Source organism: Caballeronia sp. GACF4, assembly GCF_023631025.1.
In the GTDB taxonomy this organism is placed as follows: domain Bacteria; phylum Pseudomonadota; class Gammaproteobacteria; order Burkholderiales; family Burkholderiaceae; genus Caballeronia.
Genome location: NZ_JALQDW010000021.1, coordinates 50,359 through 72,298 on the forward strand (window position 1 = coordinate 50,359; position 21,940 = coordinate 72,298).

Below are 21,940 nucleotides of genomic sequence, written 5' to 3' on the forward strand. Positions count from 1 at the left end.
CATGCGGTGTGCCGGCATAAAGCATTCAGCATGCAAAAGCCCAAGCAGGCCTCCCGCACTAACCGATAGCGACGATGCTCAATACACCCACAGACCGACTCGTCAAGCCGATCCATCTGATGCCAGCGTCCGCGCGCGCCGGTCGCGCAGCGGCGCCGACCCCTTTGGAGATGCGTCTGCAACGCGAGCTGAAGGGTGATGTGCTGTTCGATCGCGCGTCGCGCGGACGCTATGCAACCGACGCGTCGATCTATCAGATCATGCCGCAAGGTGTGGTCGTGCCGAGGGATCAGGAAGACTTGCGGCTTGCTTTGGAGATCGCGCGCGAGGCAAAGGCAAGCGTGCTCGCGCGCGGCGCCGGGACGAGTCAGTGCGGTCAGACGATAGGCGAGGCGCTCGTCGTCGACACGAGCAAGTGGCTCAACAACATCGTGCACTTCGACAAGGACGCTCGAACGGTGACGGTCGAGCCGGGCGTCGTGCTCGATCACCTGAATGCATGGCTCAAGCCGCATGGCTTGTGGTTTCCTGTCGATGTCTCGACGAGCGCGCAATGCACGATCGGTGGCATGGCGGGCAATAACTCGTGCGGTTCGCGCTCCATGGCATACGGCATCATGGTGCATAACGTGCTCGCCATCGACGCGATTCTTGCTGACGGATACGAGGGCAGCTTCGGTAAGCTCTCGGCAATGAAGTTCGATGCACGCATGCGTGAGCTCGTAGAAAGCGTGCGCGACGTTGCATTGCGCGAACGCGATGAAATGCGTGAACGCATACCCAAGGTTCTGCGCCGCGTGGCTGGTTATAACCTCGATCTGTTCGATTGCCAAAGCCCGTTGCCCTTCAGCGAAGACGGCGAGCCGAATCTGGCGAACCTGCTGGTGGGATCGGAAGGCACGCTTGCCTTTAGCCGGCAACTTACGTTGAAGCTCGCGCCTTTGCCCGAGCACAAGACGCTTGGCGTGGTTAACTTTCCGAGCTTCTACGATGCAATGGAGATGACGCAACACATCGTCAAGCTCGGACCTGTTGCCGTGGAACTGGTCGATCGCACCATGATCGATCTAGCAATGTCGAATCAGGCGTTTCGCCCTGTCATCGAAAAGGCGCTGGTGGGTGAGCCGGAAGCAGTCTTGCTGGTCGAGTTCGCGGGCGCCGATCGCGCTGAACAAGTGACGAAGCTTGCAAGCCTTGTCGATCTGATGAGCGATCTCGGCCTGTCCGATTCGGTCGTACAGATGCCCGACGCCGGCCCGCAGAAAGCGTTGTGGGAAGTGCGTAAGGCCGGCCTCAACATCATGATGAGCATGAAGGGCGATGGCAAGCCCGTGTCCTTTATCGAAGACTGCGCGGTGCCGCTCGAACATCTGGCGCAATACACGAGCCGTCTTACCGATGTCTTCAGAAAGCATGGCACCGAAGGCACTTGGTATGCCCACGCGAGCGTCGGCACGTTGCATGTGCGTCCGATCCTCGATATGCGTCGCGATGGCGGATCAAAGATGCGAGCTATCGCCGAAGAAGCCGCTGCGATGGTGCGCGAATACAAAGGCGCATTCTCGGGCGAGCACGGCGATGGACTATGCCGTGGTGAATGGGTTGCGTGGCAATATGGGCCGCGCATCAACGAGGCGTTTCGCGAGATCAAGCAGCTCTTCGATCCGGACAATCGCCTGAGCCCGGACCGAATCGTGGCGCCCCCGAAAATGGACGATACGGTGAATTTCCGCTTTCCGCCGTCGTATCGTGAACGTGCATTCGAGCCGCAACTCGACTGGTCGGCTTGGAACGTGACGCGTGATCCGTTGACAGGCCTGGAGGGTGCGCCGGGCTCTGGCAATGATCTTTCGAACGGACTGGCCAAGGCAGTCGAGATGTGCAATAACAATGGCCATTGCCGCAAGTTCGATGCGGGAACCATGTGCCCGAGCTATCGCATTACGAAAGACGAGCAACATGTCACGCGTGGACGTGCCAACACTTTGCGTCTCGCGCTCTCGGGACAATTGGGTGAAGAGGGCCTTGCGAGTCAGGACGTGAAGGACGTGCTCGATCTGTGCGTGTCGTGCAAGGGCTGCAAACGCGATTGTCCGACAGGCGTCGATATGGCGCGCATCAAGATCGAAACGCGTGCTGCGCGCACCACACGTCACGGTGTGAGCGTGCGTGAACGTCTTGTCGCTTATCTGCCGCGTTATGCGCCCTATGCGAGCCGCTGGCCGTTCATGAGCGGCGCTATCGAAGCGCGTATGCCGGTCTTGGCGCGCTGGCTAAAGACAAAACTCGGCCTGGCGCCGCAACGCGCATTTCCCCGTTTTGAAAAAGCCTTTCTGTCGGATGCGTCGACGACAATAGTTGCAAATGCAACTAAGGAGGTTTTGCTCTTCGTCGATACCTTCAACAACTACATGGAGCCGGCCAATGCGCGTGCCGCACAGCGCGTGCTTGAGGCGGCGGGCTACACGGTTCATCTCAATACGAAAGCGGGAGAACGGCCGTTGTGTTGCGGACGGACGTTTCTCTCCGCCGGGCTCGTCGACGAAGCCAAGACTGAAGCACGGCGCACGCTCGATACGCTTCTGCCATATGTCGAACGCGGCGTGGCAATTGTCGGCCTCGAGCCTTCGTGTCTTCTGTCGCTGCGCGACGAGTTCCTCGGCTACGGCTACGGCGATGCCGCGCGCAAGCTCGCGGAGGCATCCTTTCTCTTCGAGGAATTTTTGGTTCGCGAGCGCGTTGCGGGACGACTCGATATCGACCTCAAGCCGCTAGATCACAGTCGCGCGTTGCTGCATGGCCATTGCCATCAAAAGGCATTCGATGCCGTGCGTCCGGTCGAAACCGTGCTCAAGTGGATTCCCGGTCTGGAAGTGAAGACGATCGAATCGTCATGCTGCGGCATGGCGGGCAGCTTCGGTTACGAAGCGGAGCATTACGAAGCCTCGCAGGCGATGGCGGAACTGTCGCTGCTGCCGGCGGTACGCAAGGCAAGAGATGCACGCGATGCCGTGATCGTCGCGGATGGCACGAGCTGCCGTCATCAGATCGCGGATGGTGCACAGACCGAAGCGTTGCACGTGGCGCGGGTGCTTGCCAATGCGCTTGCATGAGGTCGCCTGAGCCCGCAAAACGACGTGCATATGAGTTGAACCATCGACAACATGACAGCGGGCCATCGACGACCCGCGAAAGGAGACACGCAATGACAATGCCGCGCAAGCCACGCATCCGACGGTTCCATGACCGCACGGAATAACACGCTCATGGCATATCCGTTCGCCATCGATCGAAGCAGTTCATAGACGTACCGAGATCAGATTTGCAGGCCACGTTCACGGGCATCTGGCATCGCGCCACACGCCTCGGACACGCTCGCCACTACTCAAGGAGACGATGATGTTCCGTCGAGCCACCACACGCGTGCTGTTGCTGCTTTGCGCGATGTATTTCATCACCTATATCGACCGTGTAAATGTAAGCACCGCGGCAAGCCAGTTCGGCGCCGAACTGGGCTTGTCGCACACGCAGGTAGGCTTCGTGTTTTCGGCATTCGCCTATCCGTATCTCGTGTTTCAGATCATCGGCGGATGGGTGGGCGACCGCTTCGGTCCGCGCCGCACGCTCACGCTCTGCGCGATCATCTGGGCGGGAGCGACAGTGCTCACCGGCTTGTCCGGCGGCTTTCTTTCGCTGATCGTCGCGCGCGTGCTGCTCGGCCTCGGCGAAGGCGCGACCTTTCCCACCGCAACGCGTGCCATGTCCAACTGGATGCCGGCCGATCAGCGCGGGTTTGCACAAGGTATTACGCATGCAGCATCACGCATTGGTAATGCAGTCGCGCCGCCGTTGATCGTGTGGCTCATGGTCGCGACCAGCTGGCGCGGCGCGTTCATCATCACGGGGATCATCAGCTTCATCTGGGCGCTCGTGTGGGTCTTCTACTTCCGCGATAATCCGCGCGATCATCCGCGTATCACCGAAGGGGAGTGTGCGACGCTTTCGAGCTATTCCGGCGTGAAACAGCGCTCACCGGTGCCGTGGCGCATTCTGCTCGGCCGCATGGCACCCGTGACCGCCGTCTATTTTTGCTACGGATGGGTGCTCTGGCTCTTCCTTGGCTGGATTCCGCAATACTTCCTGCACAGCTATCACATGCAACTCGGCAAGTCGGCGCTATTCGCGTCAGGCGTGTTCTTCGCGGGCGTGCTGGGCGACTGGCTCGGCGGCTCTCTCACGGACCGTATCCTTCGCAAGAGCGGCAACGTGCGCATGGCTCGTAACGTGATGGTCGGCGTCTGCATGCTGCTCACGCTTCTTTCGCTTGCGCCGATCATGCTCGTGTCCGACATCTCGATCACGCTTGCCGCGGTCTGCCTCTCGGCCGGCTTCTTCTTCAATGAGATGACGATCGGTCCAATGTGGTCCGTGCCAATGGACATCGCTCCGAAGCACTCGGGAACGGCATCCGGCATTATGAATTCAGGTTCGGCGCTCGCGGCGATCATCAGTCCGGTGGTGGGCGGCTGGCTGATCGACCGCACCGGCAACTGGAATCTGCCTTTCACCGTGTCGATGATTCTGATGGCGGCGGGCATCATCCTCTCGTTCACGATGCGTCCGGACCGAGCGCTCGAAGTCGACGAGGAGAAGCCGGGCACAACACCGGCGCGAAAGTACGTTTGAGCGCGCCGGGCCGACCTTGTAAGTGAAACCTGGTGCCGTGCGCATTCACGGTGGCCGGGTTTCGCGTTTGCATGTTTCGAAGCGGCAGAAGGCGGGTGTGTACTGCTTGCATGCAATATGCAAAGCACCGTCGGGCGCTATCATGCATTTTGTCTACCAATCCGGCCGATCACCGCATGACGTTCGCTCCTCCTCCCGCTGCCCGTCCGGGCGATACGCTCGACGCCGTTGCCACGCCGTCGTTGCTTCTCGACCTGGATGCTTTCGACGTCAATCTCGCCGCCATGGCGGCGTTTGCGAAACAGAAGGGTGTCGCGCTCCGACCGCATGCGAAGGCGCATAAATCGAGCGTCATTGCCCGCAAGCAGATCGAGGCGGGTGCCGTTGGCGTATGCTGCCAGAAGCTCTCCGAGGCTTATCCCTTCGCGGCGGCGGGCGTTCGAAGCATTCATATCAGCAACGAATTCGTGGGCGCCGACAAACTGGCGATGGCAGTGGAACTCGCCGCGCATGTACGGCTTTCCGTTTGCGTCGACGCGTTGCCGCAAGTCGCAGCGCTCGGCGATGCCGCCGCACGCGCGGGCGTCGAGATCGACGTGCTGCCGGAAGTCGATGCAGGCCAGCATCGGTGCGGCGTCACCAATGAAGATGCCCTTCTCGCGCTCATCGACGTGATTCATGCGCAAGCCGCGCTGTGCTTCACTGGCATTCAGGCATACCACGGCGGCGCTCAGCACATTGTGCAGTGGAGCGCCCGCAAGGAAGAAGCGCAGCGCGCCGCCGAGCGCACGGCAGCCTATGTTCATGCCATCGAAGCGCGCGGAATCGCATGCGGCATCGTGACCGGCGGAGGCACCGGTACAGTCGAGTTCGACGCGGCCAGCGGCGTCTATACCGAAGTGCAGCCCGGTTCCTACCTCTTCATCGACGGAGATTATGGGCGCCTCGATTGGGACGGCGCACTTCGCTGGCGGCATGCATTATTCATTTTGTCGACCATCATGAGCGCGACGCGGCCCGGCATGGCTGTCTGCGATGTCGGCCTGAAGGGGCTGGCGGTCGATTCTGGCTTACCGCGCAGCGTGCGTTGGTTGCATGCATCGGACGATGCACCCGCTTTGGCATACACATCGGCCAACGACGAGCACGGCATGCTGGAAGCCGGCACGACTGTGAACATGAGCGATGCTATCGGCGCGCGTCTGCTTCTGCCGCCCGGCCATTGCGATCCCACCGTGAACCTCTACGATCGATACGTGTGCTATCGCGGTGATCGCGTCGTCGACCTGTGGCCGGTGGATGCCCGCGGCCTTTCGCGCTAAGCCGGCGCGGACGGCGCGGCGGGATAGATGGCCGAGATCAACGCATCGACATCCGACACGATCAGCTTGATGACGAACTGCGCGACATCGTGCGAGCCTTCGCTTCTCATGCACGCGTCCTTCAGCGATTCCAACGTTGCACGCACGTGGTCGAGTTCGGTGTCATCCCGATGCACGTTGCCGAGCACTTGCGCGAGCTTGTCGAAGAGGGTCTGCAGCGCCGCAGCGCTTTGTTGCAGATGATCGCTTCGTGCCGCTTGCGGGTCACGCGAGACTGCCTTGGCGAGAAAGAGGGTGTCGCTGTGCAGTCGCCGCAGAAAGGGCGCGGCCTTGTCGATGGCATCCGCGCGGCGGCTTTGCAGGGGCACGATGATGTGCTCGCGCTCCGCTTCCTCGAGGGCATCGTCGAGCGCTTGCTGCGCCTGAGCGCTCTTCTTTTCGAGCTGCGCCGCTCGGGCTTCATGGTCGTCTGCGTCGTCGGAAAGATGCAAGGCGACTAACTGGCCAAGACACTTCAGCGTGTCGGCCACGCAGCGATGCGCGGTCGTAAGCGAGCGGTTCGGCAAGATAGCCGCGACGATGAACGCGGACGCCGCGCCGATGAGAATCTCCAGCACGCGATGCAGCGGCCGCTGAAACAAGGGCCCGCCGCCTGTCGGAATCAGCACGACAATGACAAGCGTGATGCATGCAAGCCGCAACGCGGGCCGCGCCGCAGCAAGCGCGGCGAGCGGCACGAGTTCGATCGCGAATACGGCGAGCGGCGCGGCGCCATGCTCGATGGCGATGAGCCCGATCACCCCCGCCACCGCGCCGATGCAAGCGCCGACGATCTGATCGCGCGCGGCTCCCAGCGCCTGCGTGAGGCTGGGCTGAGTGACCACGACGAGCGTGGTGATGAGCGCCCAATAACCTTCGGGAAGCGCGATCAGTTTTGCGGCGCCGTAACTAATCGCGCAGCCCAGGAGCGTACGTGCAAGCCGGCGCCCCTCGGGGACGCTGAACATGCCGCGAGGTCCGCGACGGATGAAGGTCAACGCGTTCATGCGGTCCCTGGACGACGATATTTTGTATGCATTATGCCAATGGAGCGCGACTGGTCGATTGATCTCGAGAGAGGATTCGAGCGCGTCAGCCGCCGCCCGCTGCGCTATTTTCGTGGACAGCCCGGTTCCGGCCTGCGCGCTTCGCACGGTAGAGCGCCGCATCCGCGTTGTTCAGCAACTTGAGCGCGTCATCGCTATGGCGCGGATGGGCCGTCGCGCAGCCAATGCTCACGGTAAGGAAGCCTCTCGGCGAACCGCTGTTCGGAATCTCGAGCGCTTCGACCATCATCCGCAGACGTTCAGCAAAGGTCACCGCGCCTTCCTCCGCTGCTGAAGGCAGCACGATCACGAATTCCTCACCGCCGTAGCGCGCGACGATATCGCCCGGTCGCTTGACTGAATGCTGTATGCAATCGGCCACGGCGACGAGCGCATCGTCGCCCATCGCATGACCGTAGGTGTCGTTGTAGAGCTTGAAGTGGTCGACATCGACGAACAATGCGGAAAGCGGCTGATCCGCCCGCCGCGCACGTCGCCATTCCTCGTCGAGACGGCGATCCAGCGCACGCCGGTTAGCGAGACCGGTGAGTGAATCGGTACCTGCGAGCCTTTGCAACTTTTCCTGAGCGATGGCGCGCGAACGCAACGAGATCGCAAGCAGCCACGACAGAACGATGAAGCCAGCGCCGAACATGAGAGTCAAGCCGCCGATCATCGTGCTGCGTTCGCGCCAGCCTTGAAGTACATCATCTTCCGCAGGCGCGACCGCCGCGATGAGTTGCGTGCCCGGCACATGCGCAAAGGTATAGATGCGGCGCACGCCGTCCAGGGGCGAAGTCGAAATATAAGAGCCGTTGAGTTGATCCGTCATCGACGAAAAGGTAGGCGAGCGAACCACGGTGCTGGAGGCGCCAGCGGGCAAGGGAGGCTTGCGGGCAAGCATCAGGCCGTCTGGCTGCACGATGAAAACGGAGCCCGCTCGGCCGACATTGACGCGCGAGAGTAATGCCTTGAGATAGTCGATATTGAGCGCGATCACCGCCACGCCCGCAAACGAGCCATCCGGTGCGTTAATGCGGCGGCTTAGCGCGAGCGAATATGCGCCGTTGCGCAAGCGCGATTGATACGGCTTTGAAATATAGAGCCCGACGTCGGCTCTTGCTGCGTGCGCCGTGAAATAGTCGCGGTCTTTAAAGCGCAATTCGTTAGGAACGGACGCATCGCGCTCGACTACGATACGTCCTTGCCCGTCCATCACGAATGCGCCGCCTATGTAATTCGTCGCGGTTGCGCCATCGAATAGGACGAGCTTGCGCAAGTCGTCGGACAAGGCCATCACGGCCGGATTTTCCATTCCACTTACGATGGTGCGCAAAGAAAGATCGATGGATTCGATGTTGCGTGAAATATCGGCAGTGAGCGTCGCGACAACATTGGCGGACGCCTCATGTGCGTTCTGCAACGCCTGCGCACGGCCTTGCCAAAGCGCGGCAAAGGAAAGCACCGCCATGGAAATAGCGATAGCCGTGCCGATCAGGCCGGCAAGCAATGGAAAGCGCGAGAAGGCATCTGCCACGCGCATCGTGGCGCTGCTATTGCGTCGGACTAGCCGACGCCGGACCACACGGCCCGTTTTGCGCACGACGTCGAATCTCGGGGACATTCATCTCTCCGCATGAGACACGCTTCGCTCAGGCGACGCCATTAGCACGACGCTGCCAGCGTGAAACTTTCGAAAACCCCACAAAAACAGGGTTCAAATACGCGCTTGGAGAGCGGCGCGCTCGTCAACAGGATTGTAATCGGAAGAAGAAATTCGCTTAAGCTTTACCGCCGCGCTTAATGACGCGCTTGCGAATCTCTGAATCGAGTATGAGCCTGCCGCGAATTTTGCCCTTCATGCGTTTGACGTAGCGCGGCGCTTCCGTCATGTGTATCACCATCAGTTCGCGTACTTTTTCAGCGTCGCGCGCACGTGCTGCTTCGGTGATGGCCTTGTGAATCTTGACGTTTGCACGGCCGAAACGTTCGTGCTCCGCTTGCGGTGTATCGTTTCGAAATTCGATCAGTTGCCGGATCATTTCGTTGATCAGCTCGCAGCTAAACCGCAAGAACGGATTGGGATTGGCCGCAGCGAGAATGTCGTGGAAATTCACGTCTTCCTGACGTTGCCTGACAATATCCCGGCTCTCGTGCGCGCAAGCGGGTTCGTCGCAACTCGCTATATTTTCTTCGAGCGCGGCCAAATCCTCTTCCGTCAAATGCGGCACTGCCCCTGCAGCAAGTTCGGGTTCGAGCAACTGACGCACCGTATAGATGTCGTCGATGCTTACGTCCTTAAAGAACAAATAATTTTGCAAGAGCTGAAGGGTTCTATCCAGCGGCACTTCAACGATGGTGCCGCCGCCTGAAGGACCGGTCGTGACCTTGATAAGCCCTTGCACTTCGAGAGACTTGAGCGCTTCGCGAATCGTGCTCTTGCTAACGGAAAACAACTGCTGCAACTCGACTTCGCGCGGCAGCTTGTCGCCCGGCTTGAGATCCTTTTCCGTAATGAGCCGTTTGATTTCCTCAGCGACGAGGTCCGCGCGCTTGGGTTGCTTGATGGGCTTGGCAAGCGGCTGCCTTGAGACTTCCTGTCGAGTCGGGTCGACTCCGGCCGCCGCGCTGGCGCGCTTAGCACGGTCCATCACCATATCGATGCTCCTTTACACACCCCGGAATATTGCCTTATTGACACCCGAATTTATTGTACCTAGCATCGGATTCGTTCTATTTATCATGATAAATAGGATGAAGCTAAACCAACGCATGAACGTACCACGAAAAAAACGCAAGGTGGCCGCGCAGGTCTTCTTCTCAAGGAGCGTCAATTTTGAATCGCCGAAATATGTTGAAGCTGGCCGCGCTGTCGGCCGTTCCCGGATCGTTTGAGGCGCTCATGTCGCGCAGCGCGCTCGCTCAAGGTTCGCCGATTCAGTTTGCCTGCCCGGTGCCGATGTCCGGACCCTTTGCGGCAAACGGCAAATACGCCGATCTCGGCATGAAGCTCGCGATCGAACAGTATGGCAAGGTGCTCGGTCAGCCGCTCGCATATACCACGCTCGATACCGAAGGCAAGCCCGCGACCGCGGTGCGTCGCGTTCAGGAAATAGCCCAACAGAAAAATGCGCGCTATTTTGCAGGCGGCATTCTTTCGTCCGAAGCGCTTGCAATGGGTAAGGAAGTGGAGAAGGCCGGCGGCATTTTCATTACTACGGCGGGCGCCGACGAGCTCACGGGGAAAGACTGCAATAGCGCGACGTTTCGGTGGTCGGTGCCGACCTTCGGCGCGATAGAGCAGACGGTTCGACCGCTCATTCAGACGTTCCCCAAGGCCAAGCGTTGGTACACCATCACGCCGCAATACGTCTTTGGCGATGGTCTTTTATCCGCTGCTAAAGCCATCTTCAAGGAAAAGGGCATCGAGCATGTGGGCAACAGCTATCACTCGCTAAACGAAAAAGAATTCAGCGGATATCTGACCAACGCTGTCGCGGCCAAGCCGGACGTCCTGCTTATTCTGAACTTTGGCTCACAGTCGTCGGATACGTTGCGACAAGCCGTGAGCTTCGGCATGAAGAACAACTGCACGATTCTCATGGCCTGGGCGTCCGGTCTGGAGCAGTTCGAAGCGCTCGGTCCGGACATCTGCGAAGGGGTGTATTTCGGCGCGCAGTACTGGCACGCAATTGATTCCCCGCTCAATCAGGATCTCGTCAAGCGCGCCAGTGCGGCCTTCAAGGCGAACCCGAACTACAGTCTTGCGGGATCGTATATCTGTACCAAGATTTTGCTGGACGGCATCGTGAAGGCAGGTACGGCAGACCCCAAGAAAGTCATCGCGACGCTGGAAGGAATGAAGTATTCAGGTCTGACGGGCCCTGAGGAAATCCGCGCAGGCGACCATCAGGTGCTCAAGAATTATTATTTGCTCAAGGGTAAGCCAAAGAGCAAGATGAAAGACAAGGACGACTACGCCGATATCGTCAGTTCAGGACAATCGTTCCTTCCGCTCGACAAGACGCAATGCAAGATGGCTTGACAATGCTTAGGCACAAGCTGGAAACGAATGCGCTTGAAGCGCGTTCGCGCCGTTTCTCTTTTGAGCCAAGGCCATGAACGTTTATCTGTTGCAGGTCGTGAACGGCATCGGCGTGGGGATGCTGTATTTTCTGCTCGCGGTCGGCTTGTCGATCGTATTCGGGCTTCTGCGCTTCGTGAATTTCGCGCACGGCGCGTTCTACCTTCTTGGTGCGTATTTCTGTTATCAGGCGATGCAGTGGTCAATGAGCTTCTGGATGGCGCTCATCGTCGTGCCGGTTGTAGTAGGCGTGCTTGCGTGGATAGTAGAAAAGATCGTATTGCGGCACGTCTATGCGCAGCAGCACGAGTTTCATATTCTCGCGACAGTGGGCCTCGCACTCGTGCTGCAGGAGTGCGCAATCATCCTATGGGGACCGCTCGGCGACAACGTAGCGGTGCCGGATGTGCTGAATGGCGTCGTGATCTGGGGCAGCTTCGTCTATCCGAAATACCGCCTGTTCGTGATCGGATTCACGGCTGTGCTCGCGGCCATTCTCTGGTGGGTACTCGAAGGCACGCGGCTCGGTAGCGCCGTTCGCGCGGGCAGTGAATCCAGCGAGATGGTGTCCTTGCTCGGTATCAATGTGACGCGCGTCTTCAGTCTCGTGTTCGCGCTCGGCGCGGGCACGGCAGCGCTTGCAGGCGTCCTTGCCGCACCCATACGCGGCGTCGATCCATTCATGGGTATCGAAGCTTTGGGCGTGGCTTTCGTGGTCGTCGTGGTGGGCGGCATGGGTAATTTCCTTGGCGCGCTTGTTGGCGGCTTGTTGGTCGGTATTGTTCAAAGCGTGATGAGCACGTTATGGCCCGAAGGCGCGCGGCTCATGATCTATGTCGCGATGGCCGCTGTCCTATTGCTGCGTCCGAATGGATTGCTCGGGAGGGCAGTGTGATTTCCAAACAGGATTCGAACGCGCTGGACGTCGACGCGCCGCAAAGCTCGTCGCCCCGGCAAGCGCTTCATCGCTATCGCTTCTTGCTCCTTGCCTTATTGGTCGTTTGCATATTGCCCATGACGATACGTTCGGGTTCGCTTGCGACCGAAGTACTTGTCTACGCGCTTGCGGCCTTGGGGTGCAATCTGCTCCTGGGACACACAGGGTTGCTCTCTTTTGGACAAGGCATTTTCTTTGGACTAGGCAGCTATAGCGCGGGTCTCATCCTGACGAAATTCGGTCTACAGGCTCCCGTCGCCTTATTAGGGGCGGTGCTTGCCGGAGCGGTTGCCGCAGCCATCGTCGGATGGTTTTCCATCCGTCAGCGCGGTGCCTATTTCGTGATGTTGACGCTCGCATTCGGCCAGATGTTTTACTTTCTCGCCTACACGACGCCCGATCTAACTGGCGGTGACAACGGTCTTCTCGATATCCCCCGTCCCGCTTTGTCCATCTTCGGCAAGACGCTCTTTTCGATAACCTCACCCTGGCAGTATTACGCGTTCGTGGCGGTGCTTTTCTTGCTCGCATTCTGGCTGATGATGCGTGTCTCGCATTCGATATTCGGTCGCACATTGCTGGCTATTCGCGACAATGAAGCCCGAGCGGCCGCGGTTGGGTACGACGTCAGGCGCTTCAAGCTCGCGGCCTTTGTCATCTCCGGTGCGGTCACGGGTTTGGCGGGCGCGCTGCACGCCATGATGACCGGTATCGCGCCGCTGTCTAACATCGACTATCACACGAGCGAGATGATTCTCGTGATGACGGTGATCGGCGGTACGGGCAATCTGTTTTCATCGGTCCTCGGTGCGGCCTTCTATGTGCTGTTCGCTGATTGGTTGAGCACGCTTTGGCCGCGCTGGCTGCTCCTGCTTGGGCTCGTGTTGATCGCTGTAAGCCTTTTCATGCAGCGTGGCTTGTGGGGCCTTGGCGAACGCGTCTGGCGCGCGGTCAGGCGCAATCAGGGAGAGGCAACATGAGCACGGCCCTTCTCGAAGCAAGGAATGTCGTCAAGCGTTATGGGAAATTCGCCGCCTTGACCGAGGTGAACTTGCGTATAGCGAGCCATACGGTCCATTCGGTCATCGGTCCGAATGGCGCGGGCAAGACGACGCTATTCCACGTGCTCACGGGCACCGTGCCCATCACGGCAGGCAATATCGTGTTCGACGGACACGATGTCACACATGAGCCCGATCATCGGCGCGTGAAGCGTGGCATCGCGCGATCGTTCCAGGTAACGAGTCTCTTCGCCAATCTGACCGTGCGCGAGAATCTTCGCCTCGCGGCTCAAGGCGTGGACGCAAAGCGCGCGCTCAATGCGTGGACGCCGCCGCGTGGTGCGCTCGAGCATTGCGAGACAGTGGATGCCGTCCTTGAACGCCTTTCTTTGCAACGTTTCGCGTCGACGTTCGCAAGCGCGCTTTCGCATGGTCAGCAGCGGCGTCTTGAAGTAGGCATGGCGCTCGCGGCTCGTCCTAAGGCAATTTTCCTCGATGAGCCGACTTCCGGGATGGGAATCGACGATCTCGACGACATGAAGCAACTGATCCGCAGTTTGCGCGACGACTATACCGTCGTTCTCATCGAGCACAACATGGATATCGTGATGGATATCTCCGACACGATCACGGTCATGCAGCAGGGGCGTGTCCTGGTCGAAGGCAAGCCTGCCGATATTCGCGGCGACGAGCGCGTGCGTACCGCATATCTCGGCAACATGATTACCGGAGGCCGTGCCTGATGCTCGAAGCACAGAATATCCACGGATACTATGGGAAAAGTCACGTCTTGCAAGGCGTGACGCTTAGTGTTCGGGACGGCGAGACTGTCACTTTGCTTGGCCGCAATGGCGCGGGAAAGTCGACGACGTTAAAGAGTGTTGCCGGCGTCGTAACCCCGCAACAGGGCAGTGTGAAGTTCAAAGGCATTGAAGTAGCGAAAATGCAGCCGCACAAGATTGCCGCGCGCGGGATATGTTTTGTTCCGGAGCATCGCGGTATCTTCAAGCTGCTTTCAGTGGAAGAGAATCTTCGTCTTGGCGCCCGTAAGCAATCGCCTTGGCAGTTGACGGACATCTATCGCATCTTTCCTCGTCTGAAGGAACGCCGCACGAATGGCGGTGGTCAACTGTCGGGTGGTGAGCAGCAGATGCTGGCGATCGGCCGTGCGCTCATGAATCATCCGCGGCTTCTGATGCTCGATGAACCCGTGGAAGGCCTTGCACCCGTGATCGTCGAAGAGATCGTGGCGCAACTCAAGCTGATTCGAGAAGCGGGCGTGGCAATCCTGCTGGTCGAACAGAATCTCGAGGTCTGTACTCAGCTTGCGGATCGACATTACATCATCGAGCAAGGCCGTATCGTGTACGAAGCCAGCAACGACGTCTTCATTTCCGACGACTCCGTTAAAGACCGCTATCTAGGTGTCGGCGTCGTTTGAGTTCATCGAAGGCTGACAATTTTCATCTGCAACTATCGAAGGAATTCCGATGCAAGTGCTCGATCTGCCAGCGCATGCTGGCTTGCGCGTCGACGGCGCGCGACTTTGGAACAGCCTGATGGAACTCGCGCGCATCGGCGCGACGCATAAAGGTGGCGTGTGTCGCCTGGCGCTAACCGGACTCGACAAGAAAGGGCGCGATCTCTTCGTCGCTTGGGCGAAGGGAGTTGGATGTACGGTGCGCATCGATGCAATCGGCAACATCTTCGCGCGTCGTGCGGGCTTGCGTGACGACCTGCCTCCCGTTATGACCGGCAGTCATATCGACACACAACCGACAGGCGGAAAGTTCGATGGCAACTATGGCGTACTCGCCGGCCTCGAAGTCCTGCGCACCCTGAACGACAACGATGTACGCACTGTCGCGCCGCTCGAAGTCGCGGTCTGGACCAATGAGGAAGGGTCGCGCTTCGTTCCAGTCATGATGGGCTCAGGCGTCTTTGCTGGCGCGTTCACGCTCGATTACGCGCTAATGCAAAAGGATCGCGAAGGCATCTCCGTGCGCGATGCGCTCGCGTCGATCGGTTATGAGGGTGAACACGTCGCGGCGCATCGCGTCGGTGCTTATTTCGAAGCGCATATCGAGCAAGGGCCAGTGCTCGAAGCGAATGACAAAGTAATTGGCGTGGTGCAGGGAGCGCTCGGTCAACGATGGTACGACGTGACCATTGAGGGGATGGAGGCGCATGCAGGACCTACGCCGATGGAACTGCGCCGTGACGCGTTGCTCGTGGCAGCCGATCTTATCCGCGAGGTCAATCGCATTGCGATCTCGCATGCTCCGCATGGACGCGGTACGGTCGGTTGGGTGGACGTACATCCGAATTCGCGCAATGTCATCCCGGGCCGTGTGAAGCTAACCGTCGACTTCCGCGCTGCCGACGACGCCACGCTCGATGAGATGGATGCCGCCCTGCGTGACATGTGCGCCAAGTCGTCGTTGCCTGTAGCGGTAGACGAAGTGGTCTACTTTGCACCGCAACCGTTCGATGCATCGCTGGTCGATTCGGTGCGTGACAGCGCCAACGCACTAGCCTATACGTCGATGGATGCGGTAAGCGGCGCGGGTCACGATGCAGTGTACCTTGCGCGCGTCGCGCCCGCTGCCATGATCTTCGTGCCGTGCAAGGATGGCATCAGCCACAATGAAATAGAGGATGCGCAGGCCGATCATCTCGAAGCAGGCTGTAACGTGCTGCTTCAAGTCATGCTGCGTGCCGCAAATGCACCGGCTCAAGAAGGAGCGTAAGCATGAAAATTCTGATCGCCCGGATGAATCATGAGACCAATACTTTCTCGCCTGTGGCGACACCGCTCGAAGCATTCGGGCACGACGGCCCTTGCTATAACGAAGCCGCATATCAGGAAAACGCGGGTATGCGCACCGCGATGTCTGCTTTCATCGACGCCGCTGAACGCGTAGAAGCGGAGATCGTCACGCCTATCTCCGCATCGGCGAATCCTAGCGGCCCGGTCGCCGCAGCAGCTTACGACGCGATATGCGCATCTATCGTCCAAGCCGCGCAAGGATGCGACGCAGTGATGCTCGACCTGCACGGCGCCATGGTTGCGGAAAATTCGCCGGACGGCGAAGGCGATTTGCTCGAACGTGTACGCAAGGCGGTGCCGCACGCGCCCATTGCGGTCTCGCTCGATCTGCACGCGAACGTCACGCAGAAGATCATCGACAATGCAAATGTGATCGTGAGCTTCAAGACCTATCCGCACGTGGATATGTATGAAAGCGGCGAGCACGCGGCCCGCCTGCTTTTCAATCTCATCGATGAAAAGGTGACCCCGGTCATCGCGTGGGCGCAACCGCCGCTCCTCACGCATACGTTGAGAAGCGCGACGGCAAGCGGTGCGATGAAGCGCGCCATCGAAGCGGCACGCGCAGCGGAGGGAGAGGAAGGAGTGCTCGCAGTCTCGGTGCTGTCGGGCTTTTCTCTCGCGGATATCGCGTCGCCTTGCATTAGCGTAGTCGTGGTTACAAATGGCGACATCGACAAAGCGCAAAAAGTCGCGAACCAGATCGCGCAGCAGATCTGGAATGAACGCGAGGCCTTCGTTTATCGCAGCGCACCGCTTGCAGCATCTATCGCGGAAGGCGTGAAGCTGGCGCAAGAAGCCGACAAGCCCGTCTTGCTGCTCGATCACGGCGACAATTGCATGTCGGGCGGCACGTGCGACACCACCGACGCATTCGAAGAAGCCCTTGTACAAGGGCTCGATGGCATCGTCGTCGGCCCGCTATGCGACCCGCAAGCAGTGGCAACCTTATTCGATGCTGGCATCGGCGCGACGGTCACAGTCGGCATAGGCAACAAGCTCCCGAGCGTCGCATCGCGCGGCAAGCCTCCGCTCGAGGTGACAGGCGTGGTGCGTGCCCTGACGAATGGCGAGTACATCATCAGCGGTCCGACTTATACCGGCCAACGCGCTTATATGGGCCGCGCCGCCGTCATCGAGACACCGGCCGCGCGGATTCTTGTCACCGAACGCACGCATGAGCCTTGGGATCTCGGTGTATTCGAGAGCGTCGGTATCGATCCACGCGGCGCGCGCTTTCTTATCCTCAAGTCGCGCATGTATTGCCGGCCGGTGTTCGTGCCGATTGCCGGTGGTCTGGTGGAGTGCGACAGCCGGGGCGTCACGAGCTCGGACTATGAGCTCTTCTCGTTCAGCAATCTCAAGCGGCCGGTTTATCCATTGGATTCGAACGCGACGTTCGACGCTTGAGCGTCATTTCACGAGATTGAGCCGCTTGGTGACGATGGTTCCCGTCTTGCGATCGATGAGCCAGACGGCGTCGACGCGACCATGCAGCGTGGATGTCCTACGCGTGATGTCGGTCGGCTCTTCATCCGTGGGGTCGTTATGTTCGACGCGGTCGATGAGATATGGCGGCTCTAGCGTGCAGATCAGCAGAATCGCAAAGTCGCCGTCGCCGTGCGTCTTATCGAAATCGGCCAGGATTGCACCGCCGCGCACGTTCGTTCTTGCGCGGCCTTCAACGCCAAGCTGTATCACGTCGAAAGTCTGGACGAAGCCTTTAGCCTTGGCCTCGGGCGCCACGACCAGTTTGCGACCGCTCTGGCCCTTCACCGTCTCCTTGAGCAGGATGGCGTCCGGTTGCGTGGGCGCGGCAAGGGAGACGTTCACACTAAGCAGCTTCTTTTTCGTCTGGTATCGGACGCCGTAAGACGCTGGAATAACGAATGCAAAAGTGGGATCGGCTTGCGCATTTGCCTGTGCTTGCGCCGCTGTCTGCGTCGCGGATGCGGATTGCGTGGACTTGCGCAAGCGTTGCAGCGGACGGTCCAGAAAGCCGCGCAGGCGGCTAGTAATGGAAGGCGGCTGGCTGGGCGACGGCTTGCCGCTAAGCGCGTCTCTGACGTGTTGAGGATCGTCGCCGGTGAAGTCGGCAGGGAGTGCGTCCGCCGACAAAATGCCCGCGCCGCTCGCAACGCCTGCATCGGCCGAAGCACTCCACGCGCAAGGTGCATGCAAAATAATGAATACACTTAGCAGCATGCCAGCCGCGCCGATAGCCGTCTTACTCTTTCTCTTCGATAAAAGCACTTCGCTTCCTCTGGCGCACGCGCTGAGTCTGATGAAGCGGCTATCTTAAAATAAAAGCCGCGCAGCTTCACATTCGCGCGGCCGCCGCATGCTCCCGCTCGCTCTTCGCCTTGCGGCTCAACATTAGCGTGATGACCGCCGACATGGCGAGCGTCGCGCCCACGACGTACAGGCCCGCGGCATAGCTACCGGTTGAATTCTTTAGCCAGCCGATGGCGAACGGTCCCACGAAGCCACCCAAGTTGCCGATGGAGTTGATCATCGCAATGCCTGCCGCCGCGCCTGCACCGGAGAGGAACATGCTCGGCATGGCCCAGAGCGGAGCCTTGGCGGCGCTGATGCCCACGTTGACCACGATGAGCGCGAGTACGATAAAGAGCGCCGTCGTCGCCTGACCTGCAAAGAAGAAGCCGACGCAAGCCAGCGCACATGGAATGACCACGTGCCACGTGCGTTCCTGCGTGCGGTCCGAATGCCGGGCCCACAGGATCATCGCGATGACGGCGATCACGCTCGGAATGCCGTTGATGAGCCCCGTCTCCAGCGCGCTGAAACCGTACTGACGGATGATGAGCGGCGCCCACAATCCGAGCGTATAAAGACCCGCCGACGTGCCGAAATAAATGAGCGCTAGCGCCAGCACACGCGGATCGCGTAATGCATTCAAAGCGCCTTCCGTATGCCCCGCATTCGCTTGCTTCGCGTCGGCTTCGCTTTTCAGCCTTGCAATGAGCCATTCGCGCTCTTCGCTCGCGAGCCAGTGTGCCTGGGCGGGCGTGTCGGTCAGATATTTGAGGACGACGAAGCCGAGCACGATAGCCGGAATCGCTTCGATGATGTAGAGCAACTGCCAGTCTGCGAGCCCGAAGATCGGCGGCATCTGCATGATCGCGCCAGACAACGGTGAGCCGATGGCGGTCGAGATCGGCGCGGCTGCCATGAACCATGCGGCGGCCACGGCGCGCTGCTTGGCCGGAAACCAGAGGCTGAGATAAAGAATCACGCCGGGGAAGAATCCGGCCTCCGCGACGCCGAGCAGGAAGCGCAGGACGTAGAAGCTCGTCGGACCTGCCACGAATGCGGATGCAACGGAGACGATGCCCCACGTGACCATCACGCGTGCAATCCAGATGCGCGCGCCGACTTTATGCAAGATTAGATTCGACGGAACTTCGAACAGAAAGTAGCCGATGAAAAACAATCCGCCGCCCAGTCCGAAGGCGGTGGGCGAGAGGCCGATGGCCTTGTTCATCGTCATGGCGGCAAAACCGACGTTGACGCGGTCGAGAAAGCTGATGAAGTAAAGCAGCATCACGAACGGAATGATGCGTAATGCCAGCTTGCGATTGACGCGGGCTTCCACGCCGGACTCGGATGGGGTATGCATGTGTCTCCTCCTTGGGAGGCGAGCGGTGCTCTTTTAAGGAACGGTGCGGAAAGACTCAGGCGTTAGGCGCGAGCGTCCTGTTGCCGCGATGTGCGTTGCATCGCGGTCAAGCGCCCCGGCACGCGGCCGGGGTCCATCGCATACAAAATGCGGATTCAGGCGGCTGCGGCTTCCACGCGTTCGACAAACGCGCACACGGCAGCCGTCACTTGCGCTGTCGTCGCCTTGCCGCCGAGATCGCCGGTATGCAGCGATTCATCGGCTGTCACGGCTTCGACGGCATCCATCACACGCTTGGCGGCTTCCGTTTCGCCCAGATGTTCGAGCAACATGACGAGCGACCAGAAAGTGCCGATCGGGTTGGCAAGCCCCTTGCCCATGATGTCGAAAGCGGAACCGTGGATCGGCTCGAACATCGACGGATAACGGCGTTCTGGGTCGATGTTGCCGGTCGGCGCAATGCCGAGGCTGCCCGCGAGCGCGGCGGCCAGGTCGCTCAGGATGTCGGCATGCAGATTGGTCGCGACGATCGTATCGAGCGTGGCGGGACGGTTGACCATGCGCGCGGTGGCGGCATCGACCAGTTCCTTGTCCCACTTCACGTCCGGGAATTCTTTTGAAATCTGCAGCGCGATTTCGTCCCACATCACCATGGCATGGCGCTGCGCATTGCTCTTGGTGATGACCGTGAGCAGTTTGCGCGGCCGCGACTGCGCGAGTTTGAATGCAAAACGCATAATGCGTTCGACACCGGCACGCGTGAGGATGGAGACGTCGGTTGCCGCCTCGATCGGATGACCCTGATGCACGCGGCCACCCACACCCGCATATTCGCCCTCGGAGTTCTCGCGCACGATCACCCAGTTGAGGTCCTCGGGCTTGCAACGCTTGAGCGGCCCGTCGATGCCGGGAAGAATGCGCGTCGGGCGCACGTTGGCGTATTGATCGAAGCCCTGGCAGATCTTCAGGCGCAGGCCCCACAGCGTGATGTGATCGGGCACGCCGGGGTCGCCTGCCGAACCGAAGAGAATTGCGTCCTTGTCGCGGATGGCATCGAGGCCATCGGCGGGCATCATCGAACCGTGCTGACGGTAATAGTCCGCGCCCCAGTCGAAGCTCTCGAATTCGAATGCAAAATTACGCGACGTCTTGGCAAGCGCTTCGAGCACTTGCTGGCCAGCGGGGATGACTTCCTTGCCGATGCCGTCGCCGGGGATGGTTGCGATGCGATAAGTTTTCATGTCTCCGTTCCTCGATGTGGGTGTGTGAGCTCACTCTACCCAACTTAAGGATAAGAAACCGGTGCTAAACTCAAAGCATCTTTAACTTTGATTCACAAGTGAGGGCGCATGGCCGAGACCGTTCAGCCGGCCGATCTGAGCTTTTTCTCGACGCTCGCGACATCGGGCAGCCTGAGCGCAGCGGCGCGGGAACTGGGCCTCACGGCAGCGGCAGTAAGCAAGCGCCTGACACAAATGGAGGCGCGGGCAGGCGTGCCACTCGTCAATCGCACGACGCGCCGCATGATGCTCACGCCCGAGGGCGAGCTTTATCTGGAGCGCGCGCGGCGCATTCTCGACGAAATCGACGAACTTGCGGAGCTGCTTGGCAGCGCGAAGAAGAGTCCAAAAGGCCTGCTTCGCGTGAATGCGACGCTCGGCTTCGGGCGCAGTCATGTGGCGCCCGCCATTTCTCGATTCGTTGCGCGGCACCGCCAAGTGTCGGTGCAATTGCAGTTGTCGGTCGCGCCGCCGCCGCTCACGGACGACACGTTCGACGTTTGCATTCGCTTTGGCGAGCCACCGGATACGCGTGTGGTCGCGCGGCGTCTCGCGTCGAATCGTCGGCTGCTATGCGCGGCGCCGGGCTATATCGCCACGCACGGTTTGCCTGCGACGCCGCACGATCTCACGCGGCATAACTGCATCGGCATCCGGCAGGGCGACGAAGCGTACGGCGTTTGGCGGCTGACGAGCGGGCGGGGTGCTGCGCAGAAGACGGAGGCGGTGCGCATCAAGGGCAATCTCACGACCAACGATGGCGAAATCGCCGTCAAATGGGCGCTCGAAGGACACGGCATTCTGATGCGAGCTGAATGGGACATCGCAGACTATCTGGCGGATGGCCGGCTCGTCGCCGTATTGCCCGATTACGAGACGCCCAATGCGGACATCTACGCCGTGTACTCCGGACGGCATCAGATGTCCGCGCGCATAAGGGCTTTCGTCGATTTCATTGCGCTCGATCTCAAGCATGCGCGCGGCACTTGAATTTCCGACTATCGTTAAAGACATGGCATTTTGTAGTCGGCATACCGCATGCAAAATTCCGTCGACCCAGTAAAGGCAATGAAAG

Annotated in this window: 17 protein-coding genes; 11 read left to right on the forward strand and 6 right to left on the reverse strand. The window is 59.8% G+C overall.

Annotation, left to right across the window (positions count from 1 at the left end):
* Positions 1 to 74: 74 nt before the first annotated feature.
* The 3 genes from NCR40_RS20770 (at position 75) to NCR40_RS20780 (ending at position 6,008) form a co-directional block, all read left to right on the forward strand.
* Entirely contained in the window at positions 75 to 3,113 is a 3,039-nt protein-coding gene (locus tag NCR40_RS20770) for an FAD-binding and (Fe-S)-binding domain-containing protein (RefSeq protein ID WP_250510516.1), read from the forward strand.
* Between the two features lie 283 nt (positions 3,114 to 3,396).
* Positions 3,397 to 4,686, forward strand: coding sequence for an MFS transporter (locus NCR40_RS20775; protein ID WP_250510517.1), 1,290 nt, complete (start codon positions 3,397 to 3,399; stop codon positions 4,684 to 4,686).
* 176 nt (positions 4,687 to 4,862) lie between these two features.
* Complete coding sequence (locus NCR40_RS20780; RefSeq protein ID WP_250510518.1) at positions 4,863 to 6,008, forward strand: DSD1 family PLP-dependent enzyme; 1,146 nt, start codon at positions 4,863 to 4,865, stop codon at positions 6,006 to 6,008.
* On the opposite strand, the gene NCR40_RS20785 is transcribed toward NCR40_RS20780, so the two are convergent.
* The 3 genes from NCR40_RS20785 to NCR40_RS20795 all read right to left on the reverse strand — a co-directional run bounded on the left by NCR40_RS20785 (position 6,005) and on the right by NCR40_RS20795 (position 9,750).
* On the reverse strand, positions 6,005 to 7,015 hold the full coding sequence (locus tag NCR40_RS20785) for an FUSC family protein (protein WP_250510519.1): 1,011 nt from the start codon (positions 7,013 to 7,015) through the stop codon (positions 6,005 to 6,007). The genes NCR40_RS20780 and NCR40_RS20785 overlap by 4 nt on opposite strands.
* 124 nt (positions 7,016 to 7,139) lie before the next feature.
* Complete coding sequence (locus NCR40_RS20790; protein WP_250510520.1) at positions 7,140 to 8,636, reverse strand: sensor domain-containing diguanylate cyclase; 1,497 nt, start codon at positions 8,634 to 8,636, stop codon at positions 7,140 to 7,142.
* A 238-nt stretch (positions 8,637 to 8,874) separates the two neighbouring features.
* On the reverse strand, positions 8,875 to 9,750 hold the full coding sequence (locus NCR40_RS20795) for a FadR/GntR family transcriptional regulator (RefSeq protein WP_250510521.1): 876 nt from the start codon (positions 9,748 to 9,750) through the stop codon (positions 8,875 to 8,877).
* 179 nt (positions 9,751 to 9,929) lie between these two features.
* On the opposite strand from NCR40_RS20795, the gene NCR40_RS20800 reads away from it, so the two are divergent.
* The 7 genes from NCR40_RS20800 (at position 9,930) to NCR40_RS20830 (ending at position 17,355) form a co-directional block, all read left to right on the forward strand.
* On the forward strand, positions 9,930 to 11,138 hold the full coding sequence (locus NCR40_RS20800) for an ABC transporter substrate-binding protein (protein WP_250510522.1): 1,209 nt from the start codon (positions 9,930 to 9,932) through the stop codon (positions 11,136 to 11,138).
* A 73-nt stretch (positions 11,139 to 11,211) separates the two neighbouring features.
* Positions 11,212 to 12,072 (forward strand): branched-chain amino acid ABC transporter permease, encoded by an 861-nt coding sequence (locus NCR40_RS20805; protein WP_244831266.1) that lies wholly within the window; start codon positions 11,212 to 11,214, stop codon positions 12,070 to 12,072.
* Between the two features lie 23 nt (positions 12,073 to 12,095).
* Positions 12,096 to 13,094, forward strand: a complete 999-nt coding sequence (locus NCR40_RS20810; protein WP_250510613.1) for a branched-chain amino acid ABC transporter permease — start codon at positions 12,096 to 12,098, stop codon at positions 13,092 to 13,094.
* Complete coding sequence (locus NCR40_RS20815) at positions 13,091 to 13,858, forward strand: ABC transporter ATP-binding protein (protein ID WP_250510523.1); 768 nt, start codon at positions 13,091 to 13,093, stop codon at positions 13,856 to 13,858. Before NCR40_RS20810 ends, NCR40_RS20815 begins: the two co-directional genes overlap by 4 nt.
* Complete coding sequence (locus NCR40_RS20820) at positions 13,858 to 14,556, forward strand: ABC transporter ATP-binding protein (protein WP_502801010.1); 699 nt, start codon at positions 13,858 to 13,860, stop codon at positions 14,554 to 14,556. Before NCR40_RS20815 ends, NCR40_RS20820 begins: the two co-directional genes overlap by 1 nt.
* Positions 14,557 to 14,605: 49 nt before the next feature.
* The gene (locus NCR40_RS20825) at positions 14,606 to 15,865 is read left to right on the forward strand and encodes a Zn-dependent hydrolase (RefSeq protein ID WP_250510524.1); all 1,260 of its coding nucleotides are present in this window, start codon (positions 14,606 to 14,608) and stop codon (positions 15,863 to 15,865) included.
* Between the two features lie 2 nt (positions 15,866 to 15,867).
* Positions 15,868 to 17,355 (forward strand): M81 family metallopeptidase, encoded by a 1,488-nt coding sequence (locus NCR40_RS20830; protein WP_250510525.1) that lies wholly within the window; start codon positions 15,868 to 15,870, stop codon positions 17,353 to 17,355.
* Between the two features lie 3 nt (positions 17,356 to 17,358).
* On the opposite strand, the gene NCR40_RS20835 is transcribed toward NCR40_RS20830, so the two are convergent.
* The 3 genes from NCR40_RS20835 to NCR40_RS20845 all read right to left on the reverse strand — a co-directional run bounded on the left by NCR40_RS20835 (position 17,359) and on the right by NCR40_RS20845 (position 20,826).
* On the reverse strand, positions 17,359 to 18,150 hold the full coding sequence (locus NCR40_RS20835) for a hypothetical protein (RefSeq protein WP_250510526.1): 792 nt from the start codon (positions 18,148 to 18,150) through the stop codon (positions 17,359 to 17,361).
* Between the two features lie 115 nt (positions 18,151 to 18,265).
* Positions 18,266 to 19,585 carry an MFS transporter gene (locus NCR40_RS20840; protein ID WP_250493986.1) on the reverse strand — a complete coding sequence of 440 codons (1,320 nt, stop codon included), beginning with the start codon at positions 19,583 to 19,585 and terminating at the stop codon, positions 18,266 to 18,268.
* Between the two features lie 155 nt (positions 19,586 to 19,740).
* Complete coding sequence (locus NCR40_RS20845; RefSeq protein WP_244831272.1) at positions 19,741 to 20,826, reverse strand: tartrate dehydrogenase; 1,086 nt, start codon at positions 20,824 to 20,826, stop codon at positions 19,741 to 19,743.
* 108 nt (positions 20,827 to 20,934) lie between these two features.
* On the opposite strand from NCR40_RS20845, the gene NCR40_RS20850 reads away from it, so the two are divergent.
* Positions 20,935 to 21,855, forward strand: a complete 921-nt coding sequence (locus NCR40_RS20850) for a LysR family transcriptional regulator (protein WP_250493987.1) — start codon at positions 20,935 to 20,937, stop codon at positions 21,853 to 21,855.
* The last annotated feature ends 85 nt before the right edge of the window (positions 21,856 to 21,940 follow it).

Coding starts and splice junctions, on each gene's coding strand:
- NCR40_RS20770 (WP_250510516.1), top strand. CDS start 75: ATGCTCAATACACCCACAGACCGACTCGTCAAGCCGATCCATCTGATG.
- NCR40_RS20775 (WP_250510517.1), top strand. CDS start 3,397: ATGATGTTCCGTCGAGCCACCACACGCGTGCTGTTGCTGCTTTGCGCG.
- NCR40_RS20780 (WP_250510518.1), top strand. CDS start 4,863: ATGACGTTCGCTCCTCCTCCCGCTGCCCGTCCGGGCGATACGCTCGAC.
- NCR40_RS20785 (WP_250510519.1), bottom strand. CDS start 7,015: ATGTTCAGCGTCCCCGAGGGGCGCCGGCTTGCACGTACGCTCCTGGGC.
- NCR40_RS20790 (WP_250510520.1), bottom strand. CDS start 8,636: ATGCGCGTGGCAGATGCCTTCTCGCGCTTTCCATTGCTTGCCGGCCTG.
- NCR40_RS20795 (WP_250510521.1), bottom strand. CDS start 9,750: ATGGTGATGGACCGTGCTAAGCGCGCCAGCGCGGCGGCCGGAGTCGAC.
- NCR40_RS20805 (WP_244831266.1), top strand. CDS start 11,212: ATGAACGTTTATCTGTTGCAGGTCGTGAACGGCATCGGCGTGGGGATG.
- NCR40_RS20815 (WP_250510523.1), top strand. CDS start 13,091: ATGAGCACGGCCCTTCTCGAAGCAAGGAATGTCGTCAAGCGTTATGGG.
- NCR40_RS20820 (WP_502801010.1), top strand. CDS start 13,858: ATGCTCGAAGCACAGAATATCCACGGATACTATGGGAAAAGTCACGTC.
- NCR40_RS20825 (WP_250510524.1), top strand. CDS start 14,606: ATGCAAGTGCTCGATCTGCCAGCGCATGCTGGCTTGCGCGTCGACGGC.
- NCR40_RS20830 (WP_250510525.1), top strand. CDS start 15,868: ATGAAAATTCTGATCGCCCGGATGAATCATGAGACCAATACTTTCTCG.
- NCR40_RS20835 (WP_250510526.1), bottom strand. CDS start 18,150: ATGCTGCTAAGTGTATTCATTATTTTGCATGCACCTTGCGCGTGGAGT.
- NCR40_RS20840 (WP_250493986.1), bottom strand. CDS start 19,585: ATGCATACCCCATCCGAGTCCGGCGTGGAAGCCCGCGTCAATCGCAAG.
- NCR40_RS20845 (WP_244831272.1), bottom strand. CDS start 20,826: ATGAAAACTTATCGCATCGCAACCATCCCCGGCGACGGCATCGGCAAG.
- NCR40_RS20850 (WP_250493987.1), top strand. CDS start 20,935: ATGGCCGAGACCGTTCAGCCGGCCGATCTGAGCTTTTTCTCGACGCTC.